16 protein-coding genes are annotated in these 23343 nt (G+C 61.3%); 8 read left to right on the top strand and 8 right to left on the bottom strand.

Features of this window, described 5'->3' with window-relative positions; translation table 11 throughout:
• Positions 1 to 68 precede the first annotated feature (68 nt).
• From ACW73L_RS20275 to ACW73L_RS20265, 3 genes are all read right to left on the bottom strand, one after another.
• The gene (locus ACW73L_RS20275; protein WP_498924382.1) at positions 69 to 2561 is read right to left on the bottom strand and encodes a glycogen/starch/alpha-glucan phosphorylase; all 2493 of its coding nucleotides are present in this window, start codon (positions 2559 to 2561) and stop codon (positions 69 to 71) included.
• Between the two features lie 90 nt (positions 2562 to 2651).
• Positions 2652 to 3290 carry a histidine phosphatase family protein gene (locus tag ACW73L_RS20270; protein ID WP_498924381.1) on the bottom strand — a complete coding sequence of 213 codons (639 nt, stop codon included), beginning with the start codon at positions 3288 to 3290 and terminating at the stop codon, positions 2652 to 2654.
• A gap of 38 nt (positions 3291 to 3328) precedes the next feature.
• Positions 3329 to 5713, bottom strand: coding sequence for a phosphoketolase family protein (locus ACW73L_RS20265; protein WP_498924380.1), 2385 nt, complete (start codon positions 5711 to 5713; stop codon positions 3329 to 3331).
• Positions 5714 to 6320: 607 nt separating this feature from the next.
• Here ACW73L_RS20265 and ACW73L_RS20260 point away from each other — a divergent pair.
• From ACW73L_RS20260 to ACW73L_RS20245, 4 genes are all read left to right on the top strand, one after another.
• Positions 6321 to 8003 carry an MFS transporter gene (locus ACW73L_RS20260; protein WP_498924379.1) on the top strand — a complete coding sequence of 561 codons (1683 nt, stop codon included), beginning with the start codon at positions 6321 to 6323 and terminating at the stop codon, positions 8001 to 8003.
• A 103-nt stretch (positions 8004 to 8106) separates the two neighbouring features.
• Complete coding sequence (locus ACW73L_RS20255) at positions 8107 to 9333, top strand: PQQ-dependent sugar dehydrogenase (protein ID WP_498924378.1); 1227 nt, start codon at positions 8107 to 8109, stop codon at positions 9331 to 9333.
• Between the two features lie 136 nt (positions 9334 to 9469).
• On the top strand, positions 9470 to 10078 hold the full coding sequence (locus tag ACW73L_RS20250) for a DUF502 domain-containing protein (RefSeq protein WP_498924377.1): 609 nt from the start codon (positions 9470 to 9472) through the stop codon (positions 10076 to 10078).
• A 254-nt stretch (positions 10079 to 10332) separates the two neighbouring features.
• Entirely contained in the window at positions 10333 to 10893 is a 561-nt protein-coding gene (locus ACW73L_RS20245) for a hypothetical protein (protein ID WP_498924376.1), read from the top strand.
• Positions 10894 to 10925: 32 nt separating this feature from the next.
• On the opposite strand, the gene ACW73L_RS20240 is transcribed toward ACW73L_RS20245, so the two are convergent.
• Positions 10926 to 12707, bottom strand: a complete 1782-nt coding sequence (locus tag ACW73L_RS20240; RefSeq protein ID WP_498924375.1) for an ABC transporter ATP-binding protein/permease — start codon at positions 12705 to 12707, stop codon at positions 10926 to 10928.
• A 525-nt stretch (positions 12708 to 13232) separates the two neighbouring features.
• Here ACW73L_RS20240 and ACW73L_RS20235 point away from each other — a divergent pair.
• Positions 13233 to 14747 (top strand): hypothetical protein, encoded by a 1515-nt coding sequence (locus tag ACW73L_RS20235; RefSeq protein ID WP_498924374.1) that lies wholly within the window; start codon positions 13233 to 13235, stop codon positions 14745 to 14747.
• Positions 14748 to 15063: 316 nt separating this feature from the next.
• Positions 15064 to 15960, top strand: a complete 897-nt coding sequence (locus ACW73L_RS20230; RefSeq protein ID WP_498924373.1) for an SDR family oxidoreductase — start codon at positions 15064 to 15066, stop codon at positions 15958 to 15960.
• A 15-nt stretch (positions 15961 to 15975) separates the two neighbouring features.
• Here ACW73L_RS20230 and ACW73L_RS20225 read toward each other — a convergent pair whose 3' ends face one another.
• On the bottom strand, positions 15976 to 17067 hold the full coding sequence (locus tag ACW73L_RS20225) for a L,D-transpeptidase (RefSeq protein ID WP_498924372.1): 1092 nt from the start codon (positions 17065 to 17067) through the stop codon (positions 15976 to 15978).
• A gap of 150 nt (positions 17068 to 17217) precedes the next feature.
• Between ACW73L_RS20225 and ACW73L_RS20220 the strand changes: the two genes are divergently transcribed.
• Positions 17218 to 17361 carry a hypothetical protein gene (locus ACW73L_RS20220; RefSeq protein WP_498924371.1) on the top strand — a complete coding sequence of 48 codons (144 nt, stop codon included), beginning with the start codon at positions 17218 to 17220 and terminating at the stop codon, positions 17359 to 17361.
• A 143-nt stretch (positions 17362 to 17504) separates the two neighbouring features.
• Here the strand turns inward: ACW73L_RS20220 and ACW73L_RS20215 are convergent, their stop codons facing one another.
• From ACW73L_RS20215 to ACW73L_RS20205, 3 genes are all read right to left on the bottom strand, one after another.
• Complete coding sequence (locus ACW73L_RS20215) at positions 17505 to 18158, bottom strand: DUF6635 family protein (protein ID WP_498924370.1); 654 nt, start codon at positions 18156 to 18158, stop codon at positions 17505 to 17507.
• Positions 18159 to 18468: 310 nt separating this feature from the next.
• A complete protein-coding gene (locus ACW73L_RS20210) occupies positions 18469 to 19389 on the bottom strand; it encodes an HAD-IIA family hydrolase (RefSeq protein ID WP_498924369.1) in 921 nt (306 codons plus the stop codon).
• Positions 19390 to 19416: 27 nt separating this feature from the next.
• Positions 19417 to 19914 carry a hypothetical protein gene (locus ACW73L_RS20205; RefSeq protein ID WP_498924368.1) on the bottom strand — a complete coding sequence of 166 codons (498 nt, stop codon included), beginning with the start codon at positions 19912 to 19914 and terminating at the stop codon, positions 19417 to 19419.
• Between the two features lie 500 nt (positions 19915 to 20414).
• Here ACW73L_RS20205 and ACW73L_RS20200 point away from each other — a divergent pair, with 500 nt between their 5' ends.
• Positions 20415 to 23339, top strand: a complete 2925-nt coding sequence (locus tag ACW73L_RS20200) for an insulinase family protein (RefSeq protein ID WP_498924367.1) — start codon at positions 20415 to 20417, stop codon at positions 23337 to 23339.
• The last annotated feature ends 4 nt before the right edge of the window (positions 23340 to 23343 follow it).

Raw genomic sequence — 23343 nt, 5'->3', positions numbered from 1 at the left:
CGTCGTAATCGGACCGAAAATCTGCTCTGGCCCGGGGCAAAACTGCCTACCGTCCAAGCACACCACCGCTACGATTGTACCCCGATCTGCCGATCCAGCGGCTGGATCCCCCAGATGCGATCGGCGTATTCCCGAATCGCCCGGTCCGACGAGAACTTGCCCATACGGGCAACGTTCAGGATCGACATGCGCGTCCAGTGGGCCGGGTCACGGAAGGCGTGGTCGACCTGTTGCTGGCAGTCGACATAAGCGCGATAGTCGGCGAGCAGCAGATAGTCGTCATGCTGCAGCAGATGGTCCGTCAGCGGCCGGAACAACTGGGTGTCGCCATGGGAGAACAGGCCGCTGTTGATCAGGTCGATCACGCCCTTGAGTTCGGGGTCACCGTGGTAGTAGTCCATCGGGTTGTAGCCGGAGGCCTTGAGCTGCTGCACCTGCTCGGCCGTCAGACCGAACAGGAAGAAGTTTTCGGCACCGACTTCCTCCCGGATCTCGACATTGGCGCCGTCCAGCGTGCCGATGGTCAGCGCGCCATTCATCGAGAACTTCATGTTGCCGGTCCCGGAAGCCTCCTTGCCGGCGGTGGAAATCTGTTCCGACAGATCGGCGGCCGGGTAAATATTCTGCGCATGCTTGACGTTGTAATCCGGCAGGAACACGACCTTGATCCGGCCCTGGACCTCCGGATCGTTATTGATGACCTCGGCGACCGAGTTGATCAGCTTGATGATCAGTTTGGCCATGTAATAGCCGGGCGCGGCCTTGCCGCCGAACAGGAAGGTACGCGGCATCATCGACACCTGGCCATCGTGCTTGAGCCGCTGATACAGCGTGATGATGTTCAGGACATTCAGGTGTTGGCGCTTGTATTCGTGGATACGCTTGACCTGGATGTCGAACAGCGAGGCGGGGTCGACTGTCACGCCGGTGCGCGCCTGGATGATCCGGGCCAGGCGCTTCTTGTTGTCCTGCTTGACGCTCCGCCACGCCTCTTGCAATGCCGCGTCGCCGGCGTGGCCTTCAAGCTCGCGCAGTCGGCTCATGTCCGCCAGCCAGCCCGGGCCTATGGTGTCATCGATCAGGCGCGCCAGACCGGGATTGCTGAGCGCGACGAAGCGCCGCGGGGTCACGCCATTGGTGACGTTGGTGAACCGGTGCGGGTCCATCTGGTGGAAATCGCTGAACAGTTGTGACTTGACCAGTTCCGAGTGCAACGCGGCGACACCGTTTACGGCGTGGCTGCCCACGACCGCCAGATTGGCCATGCGGATGTATCTCTCGCCGGATTCGTCGATGATCGACAGGCGCGCGACCTTGCCGTCATCGCCGGGAAAACACTGCCGGACCTCGTCCAGGAACCGCCGGTTGATCTCGAAGATGATCTCGGTGTGACGCGGCAGCACCGAGGCAAACAGCGGCAGCGGCCACTTCTCGAGCGCTTCCGGCAACAAGGTATGGTTGGTATACGACATCGCCTGGCGAGTGATCTCCCACGCCTGGTCCCACTCCAGTCCGTGCTTGTCGAGCAACTGCCGCATCAGTTCGGCGACGGCGACGGACGGGTGAGTGTCGTTCAACTGGATCCGGTGCATCTCGTGGAAGCGCGCCACGGGCAGTCCGCGCCGCTGGCACAGACGGATCATGTCCTTGATGGAGCAGCACACGAAGAAATACTGCTGTTCCAGCCGCAGCCGCTTGCCCTCGAACAACTCGTCGTTCGGATAAAGCACTTTCGAGATGGTCTCCGACGCGATCTTGTCTTCGACCGCGCCGTAATAATCGCCCCGATTGAAGTCTTCGAAGTCGAAGGACTGGGCCGCCTCCGCGCTCCACAGCCGCAGCAGCGCGCAGGTGTCGACGCCATAGCCCAGTATCGGGGTATCGTAAGGGATCCCGACCACGACGCGTCCCGGTATCCAACGCACGCGGTACGTGCCGTCATCGTTGGTATAGGGCTCGGTGTGGCCGCCGAGTTTGACGACTTGCGCGAACTCCGGCCGCGCGATCTCCCACACATTGCCGTGGCGCAGCCACTTGTCGGTGACCTCGCGTTGCCAGCCATCCTGGATGATCTGATCGAAGATGCCGAACTCGTAGCGAATGCCATAGCCGGTCGCGGGGTACCCGAGCGTTGCCAATGAATCCAGATAACACGCCGCCAGTCGGCCCAGCCCCCCATTGCCGAGCCCCGGTTCCTCCTCGTGTCCGATCAGCGCGTCGAGGTCCAGACCCAATTCGGCCATTGCGGCCCGGGCGTTTTCGGTGATGCCGAGATTGAGCAGGGTGTTGCCCAGATGGGGCCCGACCAAAAACTCGGCCGACAGATAGGCCACGTCGCGAATTTCAGCCTGGTTCTGCAACTCGACCTGTTTGACCCAGCGTTGCATCAGCCGGTCGCGTACCGACAGTGCCAAGGCCTGATAGCGCTGTTCGGTCGACGACAGTTCCAGAGGACGCCCTAGAACATAGTGAAGATTGTCCTGGAAGGCCGCGCGGAGGCGTTCCGCACTCAGTCCGGTACGAATGTGTTCCACGCCAGGAGACTTCGCTTCCTCTGCCATCACTGCACTCCGTGCGCATTGCGCCTGGATGTCGTCCATCTGGCCCGGAATGTCGGTGAAGCCGATCGGCCATCGACCGCCGGAGCCGCGTCAGGAACCGGGGCGATGCCGCAGTTCCTCACGCAGATGCGAGCGGTCCCCAAGCCGCGCGAGGCGCGGGCCATTGTCATGAAACTCCATGACCGCTAGCGAGGCGACGGAGATGCCGATCCGGTCCCGATAGCCGCCGATATCGATCCCCAGCAACGCGCAGGTCAGGATGCGGATCGTCGCCTTGTGGGACACCACCAGGACATCCCCACTCGTGTGCTCTTGCTGGATTTCATCGAGAACGGCAAGTGCACGCCGTGCGACGTCGATACCCCGCTCCCCGCCGGTCGGCGCATTCCAGCCCGCATCGGCCAGCCACCGAACGTAATCTAGCGGATGCTCGCGATTCACCTGATCCGGCGACTTGCCTTCCCAGTCGCCGAAATCCAGTTCTCGCAAGCCGTCGCGCAATTGCATGTCAACGCCGGCGAGTTCGCACAGCGGGCGAGCCGTCATGCGCGTCCGCAACAGCGGACTCACGTAGACGGCCTCGAAGGGATGATCGCGATACGCCTGAGCGAAGTCCTTGGCCATCTCATGACCGATCGGCGTCAGATCAGGGTCCATGCGACCGCAGTAGCCACCCTTGAAGCTGGCTTCGGTTTCGCCATGGCGCAGCAGATATAGGTTCAAGCTCATTTAATCCCCTCATGGAGCTCGTAGAAGGCCGCTATTGCCTAGAGCGGCCAGGTCCAGTCGTCATGCTCCGGCATGTCGATGCCGTGCTCGTAGGCGTAATTCTGCGCCTCGATCTGCAGGTCGCGGAAACGCTGCTTGGCATGCGCGCCGATCACCGACAGCCGCGGGACGCGGTCGATCACGTCGATGGCCAGGCTGAAGCGGTCGATCTCGTTCTGGATCGCCAGTTCCAGCGGCGTGTTGATGTTGCCCTTCTCCTTGTAGCCACGGACATGGAACTGGCTGTGGTTGGCATGGCGGTAGGTCAGGCGATGGATCAGCCACGGGTAGCCGTGGAAGTTGAAGATCACCGGCTTGTTGGTGGTGAACAGGCTGTCGAAGTCGCGGTCGCTAAGCGCATGCGGACCCTCGTGGTGCAAGGTCATCAGGTCGACGACATTGACGAAACGGATCTTGATGTCGGGAAATTCCTTGCGCAGCAGCGCCGTCGCCGCCAGCGCCTCCTTGGTCGGAATATCGCCGCAGCCGACCATCACGACATCCGGTTCACACCCGTCGTCATTGCTGGCCCAGTCCCAGATGCCGACGCCCTTGGTACAGTGTTTGATCGCCTCGTCCATGCCGAGGTACTGCAGATGGTTTTGCTTGTCCGCGACGATGACGTTGATGTAGTTGATGCTCCTGAGGCAGTGATCGGCCACCGACAGCAGGCAGTTGACGTCGGGCGGCAGGTAGATCCGCGCCACCTCGGGGTTCTTGTTGACGACGACATCGAGAAAGCCCGGGTCCTGATGGGTGAAGCCGTTATGGTCCTGGCGCCAGACGGTCGAGGTGATCAGCAGGTTGATCGAGGCGATCGGCGCGCGCCACGGAATCTCGTTGCAGATGGAAAGCCACTTGGCATGCTGGTTGTACATCGAGTCGATGACGTGCACGAAGGCTTCGTAGGTGGCGAAGAAGCCGTGCCGTCCGGTCAGCACGTAACCTTCATACCAGCCTTCGAGGGTGTGCTCGGAGAGCATCTCCAGCACCCGGCCATCGGGGCTCAGCTCGCCGCCATCGGCGTCTTCGGGCAAGTAATCCGCCAGCCAGAGCTTCTGGCTGACCTGGTAAACGTCGTCGAGTTTGTTGGAGGTGTTTTCGTCCGGGCCGAACACGCGAAAGTTGGTCAGGTTGTCGCGCATCACGTCGCGCAACAGGGCACCCAGCGGCTTGGTGTTCATCGCGCGAATCAAGCCGGGCTTTTCGACCGCGCAGGCATACTCCCGGAAATCCGGCAGGCGCAGCGCGCGGCGGATCAAGCCGCCATTGGCATGCGGGTTGGCACTCATGCGCAGGCGCCCCTGCGGCGCCATGGCCCGGATTTCAGGTTTCAATTTCCCGGTCTCGTCAAACAACTCCTCCGGCTGGTAGCTCTTCATCCAGTCTTCCAGCTGCTTCAGGTGCGCCGGGTTGTTATGGAGACCTGACAGTGGCACCTGATGGGCACGCCAGAAACCTTCGACCTTCCGGCCGTCGACGGCCTTGGGCCCGGTCCAGCCCTTCGGCGTGCGCAGCACGATCATCGGCCAGCGATATCGGGTCACATGGGCGGCGCCCTTGGCCCGTGCCTCGCTCTGGAACGCGCGGATTTGCGCGTAACACGCATCCATGGTCGCCGCCATGGCCTGGTGCATCTCCAGCGGGTCGCTCCCTTCGACAAAATGCGGGGTCCACCCATAGCCCTGCAGCAGCATCGCCAGTTCGTCGTTCGGAATCCGCGACAGCAGGGTCGGGTTGTTGATCTTGTAGCCGTTCAAATGCAGGATCGGCAGCACCGCGCCATCGCGCGCGGCATTCAGGAACTTGCTCGAATGCCACGAGGTCGCCAGCGGGCCGGTTTCCGCTTCCCCGTCGCCGATCGCCACCACCACCAACAGTTCGGGATTGTCGAAGGCCGCGCCGAACGCATGCGACAGGCTGTAGCCGAGTTCGCCGCCCTCGTGGATCGAGCCCGGGGTCTCGGGGGTGCAGTGCGAGCCGATCCCGCCGGGAAACGAAAATTGCTTGAAAAACGCCTTCAGGCCCTCGGCGTCCTCGCTGGTGTTGGGATAAATCTCCGAGTACGTGCCTTCCAGATAGACCGGCGCCAAGACGCCCGGTGCACCGTGCCCCGGCCCCGCCAGAAAGATCGCCTCCTGCCCGTGCTCGAGAATGATCCGGTTGGTGTGCGTGTACATGAAGGACAGGCCCGGACTGGCACCCCAGTGCCCCAACAGGCGGCTCTTGAGGTGCGCTTCCTGCAGCGGCTCCTTAAGCAGCGGATTGTCCCGCAGGTAAATCATGCCCACCGCCAGATAATTGCAGGCACGCCAAAAGGCATGGAGTTGCTGCAGGCGATCGGCAGTTAGCGGCTTGGTCGAAGCAATGGTCAGGTCGGTCATGTGGGTCCTGCTATCGGCTGGAGGCTGAGGTTACGACACTAAGGCAGCTTTTCGCCGCGTCACAAGTGTCGTCTGCGTTGCTTACATTCTAACGTGCGGATGTTGCTGAGATATGAAGTCGCACGGCTAGCCTTTGGACAGGACTGTTTCCCGGCGGGAGCGTCCGAGCGGCAGGAGGACACAAGGGGCACACCGTCGTTTGCCGGACGCGGGCGAATTTCACGCTATGCACGGGGGAAGATGACCGCTCATCGGGACCCGTCCCCGAGGGCTCTTCGATGCAGGCGACCGGACGTCTACCCAACTGACACCAAGGGAGTGCGCCAGATCCGCTCACTGAGGTAAGCATCTTCGTGGCCGCTTCCGAGCAGGAACGCTGGCCGGCTCACGGCCGCACGCGCCCACGTCGTTTGAGCCCGCGATCGCAGGCTTCCCGGCCAATGTTCCTTGCTCCGCAGCCAGCGCGCAGATCAGCGCCTCGCAACACCGCGGGGGCAGCGGGATGGAATTTGGCTGTATGCTACGCGTCTGGATGCGTCTGGCCCCGGGACTGGCCTGGGGCGTGAGCGCGGAAACCGTACCCTCAGCTGCTGGATTCGAATCACCCATGAAACGCGCCGAAGACCCTTTCGCCTCCGGCACCACGCCTCATATTCTGTTGCAGCTCCATCGCTGGTTCGACCGGAACGTCCTCGAACTCGGTCGTGAGTTGCGCCTGTCATACCTCCCTCCGTTGATGGTATATCTGGCCGCGGGCATCTCGGGGCTCACCGCCATCGTCGGTACCTTTTTCGTCAAGGAGTATCTCGGCCTGTCGGCGGAATTTCTGGCGGCGCTCGGATTCTGGACCATGCTGCCCTGGGCACTGAAGATGCCCATGGGACATCTCGTGGATCTGGTCTGGAAGCACAAGGCAGGTTTGATCTACCTGGGGGCCACCCTGGTTGCCGTGAGCTTGTTGATCATGGTCGGGCTCCTCGCCGAACCCCGGATGATGGGCGATGTCATGACGGCAGAAAAATGGTACGTGCTGTCGTCGTTACTCGCGCCACTCGGCTATGTCCTGCAGGACACCGTCGCCGACGCCATGACGGTTGAAGCCGTACCGAGGGTGGACGAGCAGGGTCTGCCACTTTCGGATGAGGCGATTCGCCTCGGGCACACGACCATGCAGACCCTCGGACGGGTCGCCATAATCGGTGGAACGATTCTGGTCGCCGCAGTGAACGTGCTGATGTTCGCCGATGCAGAATCCCTCGATACCGCCGGCAAAGTAGCCGTGTATCTCGACATCTATCAGCTTGCTCTGATCATCCCCGCCATTTCGGCCGGAGGATCCCTGCTGGCCGGCTTTTTGCGGCGACGCCACATGCAGCAGCTCCTAGCACAGGGCTACACGTCTGCCGAGGCCGCTCAACTCATCGACGTTCGGGCTGAGGAGCCTCCCCCGGTCAATTGGTGGATTTTGGGCGGCGGGCTCGCCTTCCTGCTGTTTTCGGTAGTCATGGGGCTGGCTGCGGTTCCCTTCAATGAAGAAATCGTCTTTGCCGGGTCGATCGGCATCGTGCTCTTTCTGATGTTGCGGCTTACCCGTGAACTGAGCCCGACCGCGCGCCGCGATCTGCTGGCGACGGCGCTCGTAATCTTCGTGTTTCGGGCAATGCCCGGGCCGGGCGCCGGATCGAGCTGGTGGATGATCGACGTCCTCGGCTTCGACCAGAGTTTCCTCTCCCGCCTGTCGCTGTTGGCCAGCACGCTGGCCCTGCTGGGCATGTTCCTGTTCCGGCGTTACATGGCAGAACGCCCGATAACCGACGTGATTGTGATGTTGACCATCGCCGGGGCTGTGCTGTCATTGCCCAACGTTGCGATGTTCTACGGGCTGCACGAATGGACGGCGAAGCTGACCGGCGGGCTGGTCGACCAACGCTTCATCGCATTGATCGATACCGCGCTGGAGTCGCCCCTGGGACAGATCGCGATGATCCCCATGCTGGCCTGGATCGCAAACTCCGCCCCACCGCGACTGAAGGCGACGTTTTTCGCCGTGATGGCCGCTTTTACCAATCTGGCCCTGTCCCTGTCGCAGTTGCTGACGAAGTATCTGAACCAGGTCTTTACGGTGCACCGCGAGGTCAAGGATGCCTCGGGTGCCATAACGGTGCCGGCCGACTACAGTGAGCTCGGCGCGCTGTTCATCACTGTGTCCGTGGTCGGACTGATACTGCCACTGATCGCGGTTCAGCGCGTTCGCGCCCACTGTCGCGACAGCAACGGCTCAGCGCCCTGAGCGTGATCGGAAGATCCGCTCGTCGCGACAGCACGAACAGTGGACATGGGGACAGGCAGTGCATGCCCCCTGAAAAATCACTCCTACCGAAAGCCCTAAAGCCGTGATCGTTGCCAAGAGAAAGTATCGCCCACCGAACGGCTCCAGCCGTTTCCCAAGCCGGTCCTCCTTCTGCTGGCTGATCCTCTGCGGGCTGCTGACCGGATGCGGCACACCGCCCCCGGCGGCAACCAGCACGCTGATCGCCAGCGAGCACTACGCGCTGCGTGCCATCACGCTCGTACAAGGCCTGGTTGAGCCGTGGTCATTGGCCTTCCTGCCGGATGGTGAACTCTTGGTGACAGAGCGACCCGGGCGTTTACGCCGCGTAGTCAGAGGTGCGTTGCAGCCGGAACCCGTCGCCGGGCTGCCTGACATCGTCGCCGGCGGCCAGGGTGGCTTGCTCGATGTGGCGCTGCATCCCGATTTTGCCGCCAATCGCCTGCTTTATCTGTCCTACGTCGCTCCGGCGGCCGAAGGCGTCGGCACCGAGGTTGCGCGTGGCCGGCTCGAGGGCAACACGCTGACCGGTTTGCAGGTCATTTTTCGCGCCACGCCCAAGTTGCCCGGCAACGCTCATTTCGGCTCTCGTCTGCTGTTTGCCCCCGATGGAAATCTCTTCATCACACTGGGCGAACGCTACACGGAGCGCGAACAGGCACAGAACCTGGCCAACGATCTGGGCAAGATCATCCGTCTAAAGGAGGACGGCAGCATTCCTGCTGACAATCCATTCATCACCCAAGGTGGCGCCCGCCCTGAAATCTACTCATACGGACACCGTAATGTGCAGGGCATCGCCCTGCAACCGGGCACCGGGAAGGTCTGGGCGCACGAGCACGGCCCACAGGGCGGTGATGAGCTCAATCTGCTGCAGGCCGGAAGCAATTATGGCTGGCCGGTGATCACCTACGGAAGGAATTATGTAACGGGCACGCGGATCGGCGAAGGCTCTGAAAAGCCCGGCATGGCGCAGCCCGTGCATTATTGGGTACCATCCATTGCGCCTTCCGGCTTCGCGTTCTATATGGGAGAACCGTTCAAACGATGGCAGGGGAATGCGCTGATCGGCTCCCTGGCCTTCGATCAACTGGTGCGGCTCGAGATCCTCGACGGACGCGTCGTGCATGAAGAGCGGTTGTTGGACGGACGCTTCGCGCGGATCCGCGATGTGCGGATTGGTCCCGACGGGTTGCCCTACCTGTTGGCCGGCGGCGATGCGGGGCGGATCGTACGCCTGGAACCCGCCGCCCTGATGGGTACTGCTGGCAACGGAGCGGGCACTCGCTAACCATCTTGCCCACCGTGGGGCACTCGGGCCGACCGCAGGGTCAGGTCAGACGCTCGTTCACGAGTCACGCCTGATCCAGGGCGTCGGCAAGACCACGGCCCCGTGAACGCAACCTATGGCTCGGAGAGAACAAAAAATGAAATTTTCGCTTCAAAGGAGCTTCGACTATTTTCTGATCGGCGTATTGGGTCTATTGCCCGTCCTGATCGTGGTGCAGGTCGTGTTGTACGTCGAGCGTTTCCTGCGCGACTTCGTAGTCAACATTTACGGCCGTTACGAGGACAAGCCGTTGCTGCCGGTGCTGTTGTTCGCCGGTTCGGTAGCGTTTCTGGTGTACTTCGGCTACTTGCTCAAGCAGGACAAGGCCCACCTGCTTTACTACCTCGAAAAACTGCTGGATCGTATCCCCGTGCTCGGCACACTGTACCGCGTCACGAAAAAGATCCTCAGCCTGTTCCGCGGCGACGAGGACACCCGACTGCGAGACGTCGTCTACGTCGAATACCCTCGCGAGGGAATCTGGGTTCCGGCTTTTGTGACCAATCGTACCGGCGACCGGTGTGTCGTCTACGTTCCAACCTCACCCAACCCTACGTCCGGCTTCACCGTGATCCTGCACGAATCGCGCGTGATACCATCGTCGATGACGATCGAAGAAGCCTCGAGTTTTGTCATCAGCCTCGGGGTAGACATGCCGAAGCCGGAGGAAGCAGCGACCTTGGACCGGCCCAGCCGAACGCCATAGTCGACCTGACCGCAAGACCCCGTGAGCTGCTACCGTTTCCCGCTGGCGAGGAAAAGGTGTTCCTGCCGCTACGCGCCGCGGCCTGCCGCCGCGACCCTGGTCTTTCATTCAACGGGAACTGTGCGCCCGGCGTTAGCACGGCAAAAGGGATCGGCCTTCCCGCGTTGTCGTTATGCCTCACGCAATCTCAGTGATGCCTGCATGCGAGCCATTGCAATCTTCCGAACCGACCGGGAGACAACGAAGAGAACGACATGAGCAGGCATCACCAAGCGCCAGGGAGGAAACTTGCGCTGGCTTGCCCCGAGGAGCCCCCTGCCTTTCGCGGAGAACAGCCGTTTTCGACCCGACATCCCTCGGCTCCGGCCGACCCTTTCGCACCATCCCGCGGAGTGGCTATCGCCGCGCTCGTTCTGACGTTGGCGGCCTGCGACTCGGTCAGGACGCGAACCCTGGAAGAAGGCGAGGTCAATATGTCGCAGGCACAGTTTGCGGCCCAATTCGAACGCGTGTTCCGCTACCACAACCGGATCACGAACGAACTGATCATGGAGCTTCCCAGCCTGTCCCTATCGGAAGAAGACACGGACAATCTATCGGATGCCGAAGAACGAATGAACGAAGCCTGTGACAGCCTGAACGAGGTCGCTTCTCTCGAAGCCGTATCGCAGCATGCGGACTTCTGGACGGAGAGCGGCCTGCCTGAGGCGGTACCACAATGCGAGGAGGCGACGCATGCGGTTGAGGCTCTGTTTGAAACGCTGCACACGCGAGCGAAAGCCCGACCCGAAACCCCAGCCGCTCCCGCGCACTGAGCAAGGTGATCACCACACCACGAGATCTTCAGTCAAACTGAGTCGTAATCCGGCTCCGGAAGCACCTGCCAGCGACCCTGTCCCAAGTCATCAAACTCCAACAGCAACGCGTAGTCGGCCAGTTGGTCATCACCGTCACCGAGGGTGATCCAGCTGATATCCTGGTGCGCCAAAAGGCGTAACATATGGCGCACCTGCATCACACTGAGCGCCGTACCAGGACGGTCCAGCAGGGCAAACCGCGGTTGTGCCAGCAACAGGCGAGCGAAGGCCAGCGACTGCTGCTCGCCGAGCGACAACAGATCATCCCAGTCCTGTTCTCTATCCAGCCCCCCTGCTCTCTTCAGTACCGCTGTAGCCTGGACTGAATCCAGTACCCTCAGGATCTCCTCATCCCTCGTAGTGCCTTCTGCTGCCTGCGTCAAAAGGATCTCCCGCAGATTTCCCGGAGGCAGGTAGGGACGCTCGGGCAGGAAGAGAATATCCTCTAGGGCCGGCCTTAAGATCCGGCCCTCGCCAGCGTCCCAGATGCCCGCAGTAGCGCGAAACAACGCCAGCTTGGCGCGATCGGGGCCCTTGATCAGCACCGGGCGGCCTGCACCTATTTCTGCAGTGAACTTATCAACCAGCACTCGCCCGTCGCGCGGCGAGCGCAGCGTCAGTGCCTCGAACGCCACCCGCTGCGGCTCTTCGATGACTTCGATGTTGTCCGCCGGATTCAGATCAGAACGTGCGGCGCTGGGGTGAGCGCAAATCGCGCATACGGCAGCGATATTCCCGCGGACTGCTTCCGGTGCGGCCTGCTCGATGGCCTCGGCAAGATCGCTGAGCCGCGATGCGACAGCGGCATAGGAAGAGATGGACTGGAACTGATTGACGATGAGCGAGAACGCACCAAGCAATGCGGTGAAGGCCACCGCCGCTTGTGTCACCACGCCGAATTCGACCTCGCCGGCCATGAACATCGGCGCCACGAACAGGATTGGAATGACCTGAATGAGATAGTTGTATCCGGTTGTGAAAAAGCCAAGGTTACGGTTGACGGCGATAATGCTCTTGAAGTTCGACACCAGCGCGTCAATTTGTCCTTGCAGCCGTGACTGCAAACTCGCCTCGCGGTGCAGCATCGCTACGGATTCGGCGTTTTCCCTTATGTGAATCAGATCCGACCGGAAATTGGCCTCCCTGTCCAATTGCCGATAATTCAATGTCACAAGCGGACGACCCAGTTTGATCGCGAACCAAGTTCCGCCAGCGGCGTAGGCAACGGAAGCCAGAAACAGCAGCGGACTGATGCTCCACAACACACCCGAAAACGCAATCACCGTGAAGGTTCCGTTCAGCACCATCAAAGTGAACGACAATGTCGTAACGGTGAAGGTCCGAACGTCGTCGGCAATGCGCTGGTCGGGATTGCTCAATGCGCCCGCTTCGTCCAGGCGATAGTAGACCCGGTGATCGAGGTAAAAGGTAACGATTCGCCGGGTCAGCCATTCCCGCCACAACAGCCCGAGCCGTTCCTCGGCAAAGCGGAAGACCACCGCGACAATTGTCAAGATAGTGAATACGCCGACGTAGGCCAGTGCCAGCCAAACGAACTCGGTGGTCTGGCGCCCCGCGATCGCTGTCATGAAATCGCGGCCCACATAGCTGGCAAGCACGTTGAGACCATTGATCGACAGCGACATGAGGACCAGCGCGGCGGCCATCATCTTCGCCTTGCCGCCTACCTCGGAGGCCGCCAGATTCTTGACGCTATGCCAGAGGCGTGCCCAGATCAGTGGACTAGTGGTAATGCTCGTCGCTCCGTTCATTTGATCGCCTTCTCGGTTGCTTACGCTTACTCCTGTCCTACTGTCGCAGCATTGACACTCCATGCGCCCGGCGCCTATCCGCGGCGGCGGACGGCAACCTTAACACCAATGCAACCCTCAACGCCTGCGCTACAGCCCATCATGTCAGCGAGGTCGTCACTGACTGGCTGCGACTCACCTCGCGCACCGCAACGGGCGTGCCTTCGCTCGGAGCGTGGGTGTCCTCCGCCCGCATATGTTATATATAGCCCGTCCAACCCTGAGGATGCCAGAGCCACCGCTAGCATGGTCCGAAGGCACCTTCGGGACGTGATGCGCTGTCGATGTCCGCTCGCAGTCGCTACGCAGTGACCTCCATCGGCGCCTGCGCTACCGGCCGTCCAGTGGTATTCTCGCCCAGGCGACAGCGGACTTTCACACTGTCCTCGCACCTTAGCCCAACCGCCAGAACGGCCTCCCTGCGATATGAACGAGCGAATCACCAGTGCGCGCCCTTTCGGCCTCGGAAGCGTGACCGAAACCCGCATGAGCCCTGTAATCATCAACGCCTTGATGCTGGTTATCGCGCTGCTCGTCGCGCTGGTCGCCGGCATGGCCATCGGACTTGGGAACTATGCGCTGGATGCGCTGGCATTCACTGCCATCGTCGGCTTCGTGCTGCTCCTGCTGCCCTTGGAATTTCTCATGTCGGCCCACTTCGTCACGGCGACGATCATTGCCGGGTGTGTCGTGTACTTTCTGCGAATCCAACAGGGCCATTGGCTACCGTTCGGCTCCGCGCTACTGGTCGGCGCGAAGGTGCTTCTGACCTACCTTACTGCCCGCCGACAACCGTCGGCCTCGACGGGTATGCCGTTTTTCGTAATGGCACTGATAGCCTATTTGGTCGGGATGGCGATCGCGGTCTTCGCGAACCGTTTGCCGCTACTCCAGTCGGTCGTCGGCTTGAAAAATCTGCTTCCATCCTGGGCGGTCTTCATCGCGATCGGCTTCGGCTTCGTGCCCTGGAGCTTCGTCAAGCGACTCTGGATGTGGCTGATCGCGATTCCGATCATCTGCTTCCCGATTGTCATGTACCAGCATTTCATCGTTGCCGCGCGAAGGATTGACGCGGTGACCCGATTCGATGCGGTGGTCGGAACTTTTGGCGGCAACCCCGAGGGGGGCGGACACAGTTCCACCTTGATGCTCTACATGGTTGGCGCAATGTTGACCGCTGTCGCTCTGCGTCGCAGCAACAAGATTTCGTCGCTGTATCAGGTGGCGGTGATCGTGGCGGCCTTTCTTGCCATCGTTCTGTCCGAGAACAAGTCCGCATTCGTGTTGTTACCTGCAGCCTTCCTCCTGTTCGACCTCGACACCCATCTGCGCAATCCGGTGCGATTCGTACTTGTCGCCCTGGTGATGGCCGTCGCGCTCGGCACCATGTACAAAGCCTACAATGCGCTCTATTACGATGCGGAAAAGATCGGCAGTCGGGAAGGTACCGAGAGACTGGAATACTTCTTCGATCCGAACAATGTCAAGCCCGGCGGCGAGGTCGGCCGCGGCGCCTCGCTGAGTATCTGGTGGGGCGACCGTCTTTACACGCCATTGCAGCGACTGTTCGGCTATGGCCCAGGCGCCAGTAGGGCCGAAAGTACCGTTGCCATCGGCAACGTTGCGAAGCGTTACATCCCCTGGACCATCAACTCAACAGCCATCGCCCAATTGCTTTGGGATCAAGGCCTGTTCGGTTGCCTGAGTTATCTCGGCATTCTGTTCGGTGCGGTGGTTTTCGGTGTGCGTCGCTACCGCTGGCAGGGTGACGAGGAAGATCGCCAACTGCTGCGCGCCGCGACCGCCATCTCGCTGGTTTTGATCCCCTTTTCCCTGCATAACTCTCACTTGATCAATGCCGGTCAGGATCAGTACCTGATGAGTCTCACTCTGGGTACTTTGCTCGCTGCTGGTCGCCAGTTAAAGAAAGACGGCATGCCGACACGCACGAAAAATTCCAGTCGTAGTCCCCCGCGAATCGTCCACCAAAGCCCTCGCTAGCCCTTCGTCGGGCGCTGGGCCAATTGAGCCATCTCATTTCGTGCATGAAAAACCGGCCATTTGTCGAGGGCGCGCTTTGAACAGGCACCCGGTCGAACTCGGCGCATCATTGCCGCAACTGGTGATGGTCAAAGTTCGGAAAGTTTGGAACGAGTCGCTCTGGCCAGGCCTTGGGTTCCGGCCAGGACCAAAGCGCCGGAGGAGCTTTCGGCCATTCGCTTTCCGTCGACCACGACATGAGGTCTTCTAGACATTCGCAGGCCGAGCCAACCTGACTTAGCCGGTCTTGCTTTGCGAGAGATGAATCCGACCCCCAATGGCGAATAGCGAAACGATGATTGTAGGCTGTGGCTATGTCGGGCGACGAGTCGCTGCCCTCGAGCACGCCCAGGGCAACACGGTCATTTGTCTGAGCCGGACGGAACATACCTGCAATAGTTTGCGCAACCTGGGCTATCGCGTAGTGGTGGCAGACCTGGATGTGCCAGCATCGATTGACATAGAGGGATCCCGCCCGGACATCCTCTATTACTTTGCTCCGCCCCCGAATAGTGGCATTGCCGACCCCCGTCTGCGCGCGTTTCTGGAACGAGTGGCAGCGAAGCGAGCGCCGGAATGCGTCGTTTACATCAGTACTAGTGGCGTTTACGGCAATTGTGATGGGAACTGGGTGGATGAAAGCCACCCGGCAAACCCGCAGTCGGATCGTGCGGTGCGCCGGTGGTCAGCCGAACAGAACGTGCAGATCTGGTGCGCCGAACGGGGGGCGCGTGCGGTTATCCTGCGCGTGCCGGGAATCTATGGGCCGGGCCGCCTGCCGGTGGATCGCCTGCGCCAAGGCGTACCCGTCGTGCGCCGCGATCAGTCGCCCTTCAGCAATCGGATCCACGTCGACGACCTGGCAGCGATATGTGTAGCTGCGGGCCATGTTCCATCGGCCTGCGGCGTCTATAACGCCAGTGACGGTCAGCCGACGACGATGACCGATTATTTCCTGAAAGCGGCCGATGCGCTGGGTTTACCGCACCCGCCGGAGATTTCGATGACCGAGGCCCGGGAAAGACTCTCTCCCGCGATGCTGTCCTTCCTGGAAGAGTCGCGGCGACTCGATAACCGCAAGATGCTCGGCGAACTCGGCATAAAACTCCGGTATGGCGAGTTGGAGCGCGGACTCGCCGCGTCGCTCAGAGCGGGGCCGCCGGAAACAACCTGAGCCGCTCCGGCAGCGTCACTTGTTCAACGCTACCTGAGTTTGGGTCGGCGATGTGCGGAACACGGTGACCGGAACGCCCAGCGCGGCCCAACGGTAGAGCCATCCCGCGTCTTCTGGCACGCCGGGCCAACGGCGGTTATGGTTGCGGGTGGACATGTTGACGCAGCCGTGGCTCGCGGGATGTCCGAAGCCGTTGTGCCACCACGCGCCATGGAAGGCATAGTCCGAGTGGAAATACTGCGCGAATGGCACATTCTCGACAACATAATGCCCAGGCTGGCCCGGCTTCGCGCGGCTGCGCATGGTCTTCAGCGGAAAGCGTGCGTAGATATAGAACGAACCCGTGACAGTCGGCGTTTTGGCCTTACCCGTACTCACCTTGAACGTTCGCACGACCTCACCGTTCTCGACCGCAGCCACTTGTTGCTTATCGAGATAGACGAAGATGCGCTTGTCGGCGCCCGTGCTGAAACGGGCCGACAGAGGGCCGGCAATCATGCCACCTTGCTGCGACTTGACACCCTCCGTATCAAACTTCACTTCGATAGCGGCATGCGCCGGCCACGTCGGGCTAGGGGCGAATCTGAGCCGGGTGCTGTTATACCAGAACCAACGACCTGCAACCGGTTTGCCATCCGCGGTCTGGACGACGAAATGCTGCCCGATGGCACCGCGGTCGGCGACGGGTTCACTGAAAGTTACCTCGATTGGAAGCCCTACACCGAGATCCGACATGTCGTGCGGCGTAATCTTCGCTGTCAATGGCGGGGCCGTCGTGATCGCCAGCTGTACGGGCGGGACCGGAACGCCCGTGACGGTTGTCAGGCTGAGTTCGAGCGGGAAAGTCTGCCCAGCCGGATAGCTTTCCGCTGACAGTTTAAAGCTCCGGCGCCCATCGTCCGCCTGTGCGCGAAATGGCACGTCCCCCTTGATCTCCAAACTGCCGACCGGCTGGTCGAACTTCACCGTCACGCTACCATCCGCCTCCAGCATCCGCTCGGCACGACCTTCGAGGCGGGGTTGGGCCACCGTATGGATGACAAAATGGTGTTCGGCGCGTTGCCGCAGCCACGGCCTTTCGACGGTGACACTGATGTCATAACGCATGCCGAAAGCCAGAGGATTCGCCGATTCCTGGTGACTCCCATCACCTCGGGTTGCCACTGCCCTGCCATCGGCATCGATGATTGTCAGAGCGCTGAGGGTGGATCCCACGCCAATGGGCTCGAAGTTCAGCGGTTCCCTCGGATCGACCTCATGACTTTGGTCCGGGGGATTCATCGCAACGCCGAAGGCCGCAAGCCGCTGTTGCGCAAGCTGGACGGCGGTCACGCCCAGCGCTACCACAGCCGCAAGAGCGGCAACCCACCGGATCAGCGATCTACGTGCCGCCATCGATAAATACCTCGGTCGATAGTTAAAGGCTCGGCAGCCCTTTAATAATCCCGTATTTTCCTGACGCTACAGGGGTTTGGCAAGCCATAAGGGGTTTCGTTCCGGGCCGGATCGCCGGTCCGTCGACGGGCCCTACCCCCGACGGCCGATCACGCATGCATCGCCTTGACGCTCGCTCGAACCAGATCGATCACATCGATCAATCGGGCCACATACGCATCGCGCAGTTGCAGCGTTCCGTATTCCCCGAGCAACTCCTTTTCCAGAGCACCGAGCAGGCGATGCAGCCGCCGCTCATGGAGCCCTAGCGCCTGCTGCACCGGATCCGTCACGATGCCGGTCAGCGCAGTAATGGTGCCCAGGGCCAGCATCAAACCACCCACCGTCGCAATCACCAAAGTGGCTGATGCGGCAGCGGGAAACAAGGTGTAGTAGAGCTGTCCCAGCGTAGGACCCAGCGCGAAATTGGCGACAGCGACCTGATGCGCCACTGCTGCAGCGGTAGCCTGTCCCAGCGCCGCGGAGCCCGGCGTGAATTGCCCCAGACTGCCTGCTCCGGCCGCGAGACTGAGCAAGGCACCCGACAGGTCGGCTGCCGCCGTCCGGCTTTGGGCATAGACCACCAGGAAATCCTCGAGCTTTCGACGCGCCCCGGGGCTAGCAGCGAGATGTTCCATTTCAGATAGCTCCGGTCCGGCCAATTGAGCGATGACGGCGTCCGAAGCGACGGCCTCCAACAAGGCGTCGTGCTCCGACCGTCTCTCCCCCTGGACAATTGGGAGTTCGAGCAGCTCGGTATACACCAGCCATTCCAGTTCACGAGAGACCGCTGTTCTGAATCCGGGCGGCAGCTGTGCAAGGCGCCTGCCGGCGCCCCGGCATCCAAAACGGACGAGCAGCACCGCGGCGCCGCGGGACAGCAGATAAGGTCCGGCCCATAGCGCGTTGGCCGGTACTTTCCATAAGTCGTGCCCCCAGGCCCCGCGGTGGATTTCCCATGCGCCCCGGAGCGAGAAATGACGTGCGCAAAACGGAGCAAGTCGAACCCTGCACTCCGCGATGTAGCGCCGGAAAGCGGCGTCTACAACGGCGCCAACCGGCCGCTGCGGAGCCTCAACCGGCGGGATGGATGGAGGCAAGGACATAATCGGGTCGCGGGCCGACGGCCGGAAAGTCGGATAACATCGCCGACACACCACCCAACAGCAGCGCCGACGGAATGGCCGCAGCGTTAGCTCCGGCGATGTCCGTCGCCAGTTGATCCCCGATCATCACCATTTCCTGCCCTGGACAACGGCGCTGCGCGGCCAGGAAGAGGCCGGGCTGCGGCTTGCCGAGCACCGCGAATTTCAGGTCATCACGGTCCGGGTAGCGTAAGCGCAGCGCAGACTCCAGCAACAGCGCGATACTGCCTGAGGTGATCCCGAAACCGGTCGCGCTCGGAAAAATCAGATCCGGATTCGGCAGAATCAATTCAACCGTCATGCCGGCATCGACCCGCGCGAACAATGCCGTCAGTGTGGCATCCACCGTCTCCAGAAACGGGAACCCCTCTTGATCGGCGACCACGAGTACCTCGAATGGCTCGTCCACGTCGGCAACGATCCCCCCCGCAGCACGCACATACGCGAGGCTCCCGGATGGCCCAAGCACCCGTACCGCCTTGCCGGCGAGGCCGCGCTCTTCGAAGTACGGCGTCAACAGACTACCGGACGAGATGATCTGGTCCGCCTCGATCGGCAAACCAAACCCTCGGTAGCGCCGCGAGGCGACTTCCGGCGGCTTCGTGGCGTCGTTCGTCAGTACGAAATAGTGTTTGCCGAGTTCGTTGAGCCGTCGCAGTAACCCGGCGGCACCTGCCAAGGCCCCCTCGGCATTGACCAATACGCCATAGGCATCCAGGAGGATGACGGCATATCGCTCGATGAGATGGTCGATGTCAACCTGTTGAACTGCGCCCATGTCCTTCATGATAACGCGCTGCTCGCCCCATGTAGCCGGAGCGCCCTGTTGCGGCTGGCGGCCGTTGACCACGGCGCGATCCAGGTACCCTCGCAACCACTACTGAATGGTCAATCCGCTTGCCCTGAATCCCCCGAGCACGAGTGTCACCCGGTCGCCCCGCCGCAGCAACCGCCCGGGATTCCCGAAGAGCGCCGCATTCTCGCCGCCGCTGCGATCGAGCGCCTGCGGGGGTACGGGGGCTGGCTCAAGGGGTATTGGGTCCAGGCGAACCGGTGCCTTGTCCGGCATCAAATAGGTACTGGCACCGGGTTGCAGCAGACCCGCTGACTTGCTGGAGTCCAGCACCCGATAGCGGAAATCGAGAATATGCCCGCCTGCAGCCAGCTTGAGACGTTCAACGCGTATGCCGAAGGCCGCCTCGATGCGAGCAAGTTCCTCGGACCGTGGGGGCAAGCTCACCGAATAACCGAACCAGGCGAGCCCGAACAGTAACAGCCAGCAGGCGAGTCGATGGAGCCCATCCCCCCGAGGAGGGGAAAGGACACCGTCCAGTTCAGGATCGGTGCCAACCTGCTCGCTGCCCGTCTCGCTCACGATTTGCGAAGCATCTGGCCGAAGCGCCTCCTGCCGCATTCCCCAGGCCGAACCGCGGAGCCGAGGCCGAGCGGCGAACGGTGGAGTGACGCAGGCGCCGCCTAAACTGCCTAACGACTGAAGCAAACGGATACCGGATTCGAGCCATGATGAGAGGGCTTTCATTCGAGGTTTCTATTTCTAATTATTCCCCCGGAAAACGACAGCCATTCCGTCGCACGGCCTTGACGCCGATGTTCAGCATTCACAATTACCCCCCACCCGGTACTGTAACGCGTCTGTCCAAGATACTTTAGCACGATACGCGCCATATCTTTTACCCCCGCGCTAGGTCATTGATAACAAAAAGCTTCGCAAGAGCTTCCCCGATACAAGGTGACACTGCCACTGCACCGAATCGGGGACTGTAAAGAATCTTGACGCCTCATGGCTCACCTACTGGCCCTGGCAAGAGCGTCGATCCGGGGCCGCCGGGCACGGTCGATGGTATGCTACCGGCCATGAAAACAACCCATCACCGCTTCGCGCTGTGCGAAGAAAGAATGATCCCGGAGATCGGCGCCCTGGCCCGTGTCTACCGGCATACGGTTACCGGCACCGAGTTCGTCAGCCTCATCAATGACGACGAAAACAAGGTGTTTGGTATTGCATTCGCGACCCCATCGAACGACAGCACGGGCATCGCGCATGTCATGGAACACAGCGTGCTTTGCGGCTCCCGTCGCTATCCGTTGAAAGAACCGTTCGTGGAACTGATCAAGGCCTCGCTCAATACTTTCGTCAATGCGATGACCTGGCCCGACCACACGGTTTATCCAGTCGCCTCGCAACATGCCAAGGATCTTTACAACCTGATCGACGTGTACCTCGATGCGGTCTTCTACCCGAATCTGACGCGGTGGACCCTCATGCAAGAGGGTTGGCATTACGAACTCGAAGATCCGTCGGACGCACTCCGCTTCAAGGGCGTCGTCTTCAACGAAATGAAGGGGAACTATTCCTCGCCTGACTCGATGCTCGGCGAGTATGTGCGCCGTTCACTGTTCCCGGACACCATTTATGGACACGACTCCGGAGGCGATCCGGCCGTGATCCCTGATCTCACCTACGACCGCTTCAAAGCCTTTCACGCCACGTTTTACCATCCATCCAATGCCCGTATTTTTTTCTACGGTGATGACGACCCCGAGGAGCGACTGCGCTATCTGGACGCGTGGCTGAGCGGATTCCAGGCTATCGAGTTAACACCGGAGCTGCCCCTGCAGCCCCGCTGGCCTGCACCGCGGCGACAAGTTGAGGCCTACGATCCCGGTGAGGATGCGGAGGCGCCGCTGGCCTATGTCTCGGTCAACTGGCTGCTGGGCGAATTGCGTGACCCCGAGACCGCATTGACGCTGGAGATCCTGTCCCACATGCTGGCCGGCACGCCCGCTTCACCGCTGCGCAAGCGCCTCACCGACAGCGGCCTCGGCGAGGATGTCACGGGCGGCTATGTCGACAGTGACTGCCGCGAAGCCTATTTCCCGATCGGGCTTAAGGGCGTGGACCCCGCCGACGTCGAGGCGACGGAAGCGCTGATCTTGGACACCCTGCGGGACTTGGCGGAGGCCGGCTTCGAAGCGGGTCTCATCGAGGCGTCGCTGAACACGGTCGAGTTCAACCTGCGGGAGGCGAATTTTGGCGGCTTCCCACGCGGCATCGCCTACCTGATCCAGTCCCTCCAATACTGGCTATACGACGGTGATCCTCTGGCACCACTTGCCTTCGAGGCCCCACTTCTGGCCCTAAAGAAAAAGCTGGCGACGAGCGACGACCCCTTTCGGCAAATAATCCGTGAGATGTTCGTCGAGAACACGCACCGCACTACCGTTGTGATGCTCCCCGACGATACTTGGCTGGCCCAACGGGAGAAAGCGGAGCAACGCCGACTGGAACAAGTCGCTGCCAGTCTCAGCGCCGAGGAGTTGCAGCGGCTCGCCGCGGACACCGCAACGCTGAAGGCACTGCAGACCACGCCTGACACCCCGGATGCGCTGGCGACGGTACCGACGCTGAGGCCGGGTGATCTTGAGCCGCTGATCAAGACGATCCCGACCGAGATCGACATCCACCCTACCGCCAGCATTCTTTACCACGAGCTTCCAACCCATGGAATCGTCTACCTGGATCTCGCGTTTGATATCCGCGGCGTCCCCACAAGCCTCACGCCCTACCTGGGCCTGTTCGGCTCTGCGCTGCTCGAGATGGGAACCGAGAGAAAGGACTTCGTCACGCTGACCCAAAGCATCGGGGGCAAAACCGGGGGCATCGGCGCGACGGCGATCAATACGCTGCGGCTCGATACCCGCGTCGGACTATCGCTGTTTGTCCTTCGCAGCAAGTGCACCGCGACCCATGTGGAAGATCTGCTGGACCTCCTGAGCGAGATCCTGCTGACCGCGCGATTCGACGACCGGGAACGGTTCCGGCAGATCGTCCTTGAGGAAAAGGCCGGTATTGAAAGCGAGTTGGTTCCTCACGGCAACGCCTTTGCCGAACTGCGTCTGCGGGCCCGATTGAATGCCGCAGACTGGGTCGCCGAACAGACCGACGGCATCAGCTACCTGTTCTTCCTGCGACAGCTCGCCGCGCGGGTCGACGGCGACTGGGAGGGTGTCCTCCGGGATTTGGAATGTGTCCGGGATACCCTGATCACAGCCGCTGGGCTGACGATGAATGCGACTGCCGATACCGCTACACGAATGGCCATTCAGCCACGACTCGAGGCCTTCATTCATCTCCTACCGAGCGGTGCCGCCGGAATGTCCGGCATTTCGCGAATTCCCGAGGCTGCTTACAACGAAGGACTTACCGTTCCGGCACAAGTGAACTTCGTGGCCAAGGGGGCTGATGTCTATGCGCTCGGCCATGCCTTGCATGGGTCCTGGCTGGTCGTTCAGAACTGGCTTTCGACGACCTATCTGTGGGAACGTGTTCGTGTCCGCGGCGGGGCCTATGGCGGTAGCTGTCGCTTCGACCCGCTTAGTGGGGTCTTCATGTACTCCTCCTACCGCGATCCCAATCTCGCCCAAACCGTGCAGATCTACGATCGAACAGCGGAATTCCTGCGCACCCAACCACCTGACCGCGCCGAAGTCGAACGCGCGATCATTGGCGTGATCGGCAGCCTGGACCGCTACATGCTCCCCGATGCGAAGGGTTATACGGCGCTGCGACATCATCTGGCCGCATTGAACGATCCGCTGAGGCAGCAAATCAGGGATGAGGTTCTGGCCACGGACCTACGGCACTTTCACGATTTTGCGAGGGTGCTCGACGACGTGGCCAGCCACGGACACGTCGTGGCCGTTGGGTCGCTCCAGGCGATCGAGCAGGCCAACGCCGCACTCGGCGGAGACTGGCTGAGCGTGACCCGGGTATTGTGATCCA

This window comes from Methylolobus aquaticus, assembly GCF_054172105.1.
Note: the sequence above shows the minus strand (reverse complement) of the source record. Positions and strands in the feature narration are given on the sequence as shown.